Below are 5393 nucleotides of genomic sequence, written 5' to 3'. Positions count from 1 at the left end.
CGACGCCACCAGGCTCGGCGACACCACCCCCCGGATCATTCGAGAGACAGGGGTAGGAAGTCATACCGAACTTGGCGACCGTGGCCCCGCGGTGCGGGACTACGAAGAAGGTAACGGGGGCCGGGTAATGACGCGGTATCCGGGCAGTCTGCGTTCCGGAGGCCAGGTGAAGGTGGTGCGGGCCTGCAGGACGTCCTTGGGAATGTCGACCAGCACCACGCCGGGCCGCCCGGTGGCGGCGATGTGGAAAGCGTCGGCAAGCGCTTTCGGGATCTCCGCCGGGTCGGTGACGAGCATGTTGTGCTTGGTGATCGGCATGGTGACGCCGCAGATGTCGACTTCCTGGAAGGCGTCGGTGCCGATCAGGGGACGTCCGACCTGTCCGGTGATCGCGACGACGGGCACCGAGTCCATCTGGGCATCGGCCAGCGCGGTGACCAGGTTCGTCGCACCGGGTCCGGAGGTGGCCATGCACACGCCGACCTTGCCGGTGGCCTGGGCGTAGCCGGTTGCGGCGTGGCCGCCGCCTTGTTCGTGGCGCACCAGGATGTGCCGGACCTGGGGGGAGTCGAGCAGGGGGTCGTAGACCGGCAGGATCGCTCCGCCCGGGATGCCGAAGACGATCTCGACATCGAGTGCTTCCAGGGACCGCACCACCGATTGTGCGCCGGTGACCGGGACCGGTGTGGAGGGCGGATTCGTTGTCGCGCGGGCAGGTTCCGCGCCGGGCCCGGCCGGGTTGGTGTCGGCCGGTGCGAGTGGGATGAGGGCGGTGGGTGGGTTCACAAGGTTTTCTTTGCGGTCGCCGGAAGAGAAGGAAGGTCGGTTCGGTTCGTCGTGTTCGTGGTGCCGGGGTGTGCGCGTCGGGTCGGACCGGGCAGCTTGGCTATACAGATTTCTCGGAGCAACGAACACGTCGCGATGTCGAGCTCGTCTGTGGGGGCTGCGAGTAGGGCGAGTACACGGCGGTAGAACGTGGTCGGGGTCAGGCCGAACTCGGGCAGGATGTATTCGTCCCCGTCGTCGAAGGATGACCAGCGGAGCACGAAGTCGACCATGGCCCGTTCGTCCGGTGTCATTGCGTCTCCTCTCCGGCGAAGGTGCCAGGGTGTTACAACAGGTCGGCTGCGGTGAATCCGTGTTCGAGGGTGTGTTTGACCGTGGTGAGGAAGCGGGCTGCGTCGGCGCCGTCGACGACGCGATGGTCGTAGCTCAACGACAGATAGGCCATCGAGCGCACATCGATGCGCAGCCCACCGTCGTGGCGAGTGGGGACGAGGCGTTCGACGACGGTCCCGGTGCCGAGGATGCCGGTCTGGGGTTGGTTGATGATCGGGGTGTCGAACAGAGCGCCGCGACTGCCGGTGTTGGTGAGGGTGAAGGTGCCGCCGGACAACTCGTCGGGGGAAATCGTGCCGGTGCGGACGCGTTCGGCCTTGTCGGCGATCGCGCGGGCAAGTTGTTCGATGCTCATGAGGTGGGCATCGCGAATGACCGGCACCATCAACCCGCGTTCGCTGTCGACGGCCATGCCGAGGTGGCAGTGCTCGAAGTAGCTCACCTCGGTGACCGCCGGGTTCAGCGAGGCATTGAGCACGCGGTGCTGCGCCAACGCTGCAATCGCGGCCTTGGCGAAGAACGGCAGGAACGACAGTTTGACGCCGGTCCGCGCATGAAAGTCATCCTTGTGTGCCGTCCGTAAAGTGGCGATCGCGGTGACATCGACCTCCACCACCGAGGTCAATTGCGCTGCCACCTGCAGAGATTCGACCATGCGCCGGGCGATGGTCTGCCGGATCCGGGGAAGCTTCTCCACCACGGTGCCACCCGAATCCGGCGTGGGCTGTGCCGCGGCCGGAGAGGTGGGGTCCGGTTCCGGTGACGACCGAACAGCAGGGGGAGTCGTCACCGGAACCGGAGGCACCGCTGCGGGAGGAGACGCAGGTTGCGCAACCGGTGCCGATTGAGGAGGAGCAGAGGAGATCTGGGTCGACTCGGTGCCGGCTTCGGTGATGACGGCCAGGTCGGCGCCGACGGCGACGACATCGTTCTCCTCGACCAGGATGCGGTGCAGGACACCGCTGACCGGGGAGGGGATTTCGGTGTCGACCTTGTCGGTGGCCACCTCGAGCAGGGGTTCTTCGGCGGTGACGTGATCACCGGGTTGTTTGAGCCAGCGGGTGACGGTGCCTTCGTCGATGCTCTCGCCGAGGGCCGGCATGTGCACGATGGTGCCGGTGAGTTGTTCGGTGCTCATGATGGTCGTGTCGTTCCTGGGTTCGAGGCCGGGTCCGGTCAGGGAAGGATGTCGAGGGCGGCGGTGACGATGCTGTCGGTGTCGATGCCGTGGTAGCGGTAGACATCGTCGAGCGAGCCGACCTGCCCGAAGCGTGAGACCCCGAGGTGGGTGCTGCGCACCCGGTTGATGCCGGCGAGGAAGGCCAGGGTGTGCGGGTGACCGTCGAGGACGGTGACCATCGGGGTGGCCCGGTCGGTGGGGAAAAGCTGGTCGAGGATCCAGCTTTCCCCCGCGCTGCGGCCCTGGCGGGCCTGCCAGGCTTCGAACAGCAGACCGGGGCTGGTGATGCACAGCACGTCGGCACGCGTCCCGGAGACTTCGAGTCGGTCGGCGGCGGCGAGGGCTTCGGTGATCATCGCGCCCATCGCCACGATGGTCACCTGCGCGTCGTCACGGCGCCGGATCGGATAGCCCCCGGCGACGACCTGGCGCCGACGCCGTTCACGGGCGGCCGGATCGGTCGGCACCGCGGCGAGGGTCTGATCGACCGGGCGGGTAGACAGCCGCAGATAGGCCGAGGTGCCGTCGGGGCGGCCCAACTTCGCGAGGGAGGCCAGCAGGGTCCATTCGACATCGATCGCGAAGGCCGGTTCGTAGCTGACGCAGCCGGGCTGCTCGAGTCCGATCGAGGGGGTCTTGATGGACTGATGGGCTCCGCCCTCGGCGGCGAGGGTGACCCCGGAGGGGGTGCCGACGAGGATGGACTGGCCGCCGGCGTAGATGCCGTAGGACCACGGCTCGAGCGCCCGTTCGACGAAGGGGTCGTAGAGCACGCCGATGGGCAGCAGGGGTTGGCCCCAGCGGCTCCAGGTGGCGCCGAGTTCCCCGATCAGCCCGACCAGGTTGGTTTCGGCGATGCCCAGTTCCATGTGCTGGCCAGTGGGGCGTTCGTTCCAGTGCATGATCGTCTCGGGATCGTCGGCGAACCAGTTGTGCCGCTCGGCCGACGACCACACCCCGACCTTGTTCACCCAGCCCCCGAGGTTGGTGGTGGAGCTGACGTCGGGGCTGACAGTGACCACCCGCTGGGCCGCCTCGGGGGATTCGCGCGTCAGGTCCAGCAGCACCCGGCCGAGCGCGGCCTGGGTGGTAGCGGTGCCCTTCGGGGTGCGGCCGATATCGGCGGGAATGGTCACGTCGGGCAGCGCCGGCACCGGCTCTCGGTGCAGCCGTTGTGCGGTCGTGGTGCACAGCCGGCCTGCCGGACTGTCGTCGGTGAAACGACCCCACGGATGCTGGGCATCCCTGCCGAGGGTCTCAGCCAGCTGGGAGTATTCATCCACCGTCAGCAGGGCAGAGTGGTTCTGCGGATGGCCCTCGGTGGGCAGACCGTAGCCCTTGATGGTGTAGGCGATAATCACCGTGGGGCGAGTGTCGTCGATCTGCCGGTACGCCTGCGACAGGGCCTGCAGATCGTGACCGCCGAGGTTACGGACCGCCGCCGTCAGCGTCGCATCGTCCAAGGTGGCGATCAGGTCGGCGATCCGGGCGCTGTCGGTGCCGGTGCCGGGCAGCCGGTCGCGGATCTCGGCGGCGGTGCAGCGCAGCAGCCGCTGATACTCGGGGTTGGGCATGTCGAGGATGCGGGTGCGCAGTGCGTCGCCGCCGGGGCGGGTGAAGAGTTCTTCGAGAAGCGTGCCGAACTTGACGGTGATGACCTGCCAGCCGGCGGCGTCGAACATCTTCTCCAGGCGGCGGGCGGCGATGTTCGGGATGACCCGGTCGAGGGACTGGCGGTTGAGGTCGACGATCCACACCACCTCGCCGAGGTCGGCGATGCCGGGGTCGAGGATGGCTTCCCAGACGGCGCCTTCGTCGAGTTCGGCGTCGCCGACGAGGGAGTACTGGCGGCCGCGGCCGGTGCCTGCGAGGTGGGTGTCGACGTACCGGCGGGCGATTGCGCCCCAGATCGGGGCGGTGGCACCGATACCGACGGAGCCGGTGGAGTAGTCGACGGTGTCGGGATCTTTCGAGCGGCTCGGGTACGACTGCAGTCCGCCGAATTCGCGCAGGGTGGTCAGATACTTCTCGTCGAGTTCGCCGAGCAGGTAGTTGATCGAGTGCAGCACCGGCGAGGCGTGGGGTTTGACCGACACCCGGTCTCCGGGTTGCAGGTGCTCGAACCACAGCGAGGTCATGATCGAGACCATCGAGGCGCACGAGGCCTGATGGCCACCGACCTTCAGGCCGGTGGGGTTGGGCCGGATGCGGTTGGCGTGGTGGATCATCGAGGTCGACAGCCACAGCACCCGCTGCCGGATCGCCTCGAGTGCGGCGAGATCCTCCGACACCGCCGGGACGCCGGTCGGCTGGGAGATGGCGGAGTCGAGGGAGGCAGGCTGGGACATCGGGGAACTCTCTTTCGAAGACAACCACGCGGAACCGGGCAGGTCGACGGCATCGGGCGATGGGGGAGCCGGCTCGGCCGGCGACGGATGCGCCGCGGCCGAGCGGCCGCGAGGGGAGCAGGAATGCCAATCGGATTGTGTCTGCGGTGGCGTTCCCGATCTGCGGGGTGTGCATTCAGTCCACCAGGGGGTGTCTGTGTGCGCAATACTCGACGATGAGAATGAGCAATATGCACGCCATCACCGGGGTGTGAACGACAGGAGGTTGGCACTGTGCCAAGCACACACCGGGCCGACCGGATCGACGCTCGAATCCTCACCGCGCTATCCGACGACCCGCGCGCCACCGTCATGGCGATAGCTGAACGAACCGGACTGTCCCGCAATACCGTTCAGGCGCGGTTGAGCAAGCTCGACGAGGCCGGCGCGCTGCGCTCGTTCGAGCGCCGGGTCGACCCGGCGATTCTGGGTTATCCGTTGCAGGCGTATGTGCTCACCAATGTCACGCAGCGCAAACTCGATCGCGTCGGCGCTGCGCTCGATGCGATACCGGAAGTGCTCGAGGTGCACGGCCTCAGTGGCGTGGCGGATCTGCTCGTGCATGTGGCGGCCAAGGACGCGGACGACCTGTATCGCATCGCTGGGGACATCCTGAACATCAAAGGCGTCAAACGCACCACGACGGCGCTGGTGATGCGGGAGATGGTGGACTATCGGATCCGCCCGTTACTCGACTTTCTCGCCGA

General features: G+C 67.3%; 4 protein-coding genes and 1 pseudogene. 1 reads left to right on the top strand and 4 read right to left on the bottom strand.

The window, feature by feature from the left end; translation table 11 throughout:
• Positions 1-117: 117 nt before the first annotated feature.
• The 4 genes and pseudogenes from K3M35_RS25245 to K3M35_RS25230 form a co-directional block, all read right to left on the bottom strand.
• Positions 118-657: pseudogene (locus K3M35_RS25245) on the bottom strand (thiamine pyrophosphate-binding protein); the annotation flags it as partial.
• 125 nt (positions 658-782) lie between these two features.
• Positions 783-1079 carry a DUF3263 domain-containing protein gene (locus K3M35_RS25240; protein WP_217580635.1) on the bottom strand — a complete coding sequence of 99 codons (297 nt, stop codon included), beginning with the start codon at positions 1077-1079 and terminating at the stop codon, positions 783-785.
• A 32-nt stretch (positions 1080-1111) separates the two neighbouring features.
• Positions 1112-2257, bottom strand: a complete 1146-nt coding sequence (locus K3M35_RS25235; RefSeq protein ID WP_220667233.1) for a 2-oxo acid dehydrogenase subunit E2 — start codon at positions 2255-2257, stop codon at positions 1112-1114.
• Positions 2258-2295: 38 nt separating this feature from the next.
• Positions 2296-4647: a pyruvate dehydrogenase gene (locus K3M35_RS25230; RefSeq protein WP_220667232.1), complete on the bottom strand. Its 2352-nt coding sequence runs from the start codon at positions 4645-4647 to the stop codon at positions 2296-2298.
• A 273-nt stretch (positions 4648-4920) separates the two neighbouring features.
• Here K3M35_RS25230 and K3M35_RS25225 point away from each other — a divergent pair.
• Positions 4921-5393 (top strand): Lrp/AsnC family transcriptional regulator (locus tag K3M35_RS25225; protein ID WP_220667231.1); only part of this gene is annotated, 473 nt, incomplete at its 3' end.

The organism is Rhodococcus sp. DMU2021, from assembly GCF_019641445.1.
Taxonomy (GTDB): Bacteria; Actinomycetota; Actinomycetes; order Mycobacteriales; family Mycobacteriaceae; genus Rhodococcus; species Rhodococcus pyridinivorans.
This window is presented reverse-complemented; position numbering and strand designations above follow the sequence as displayed.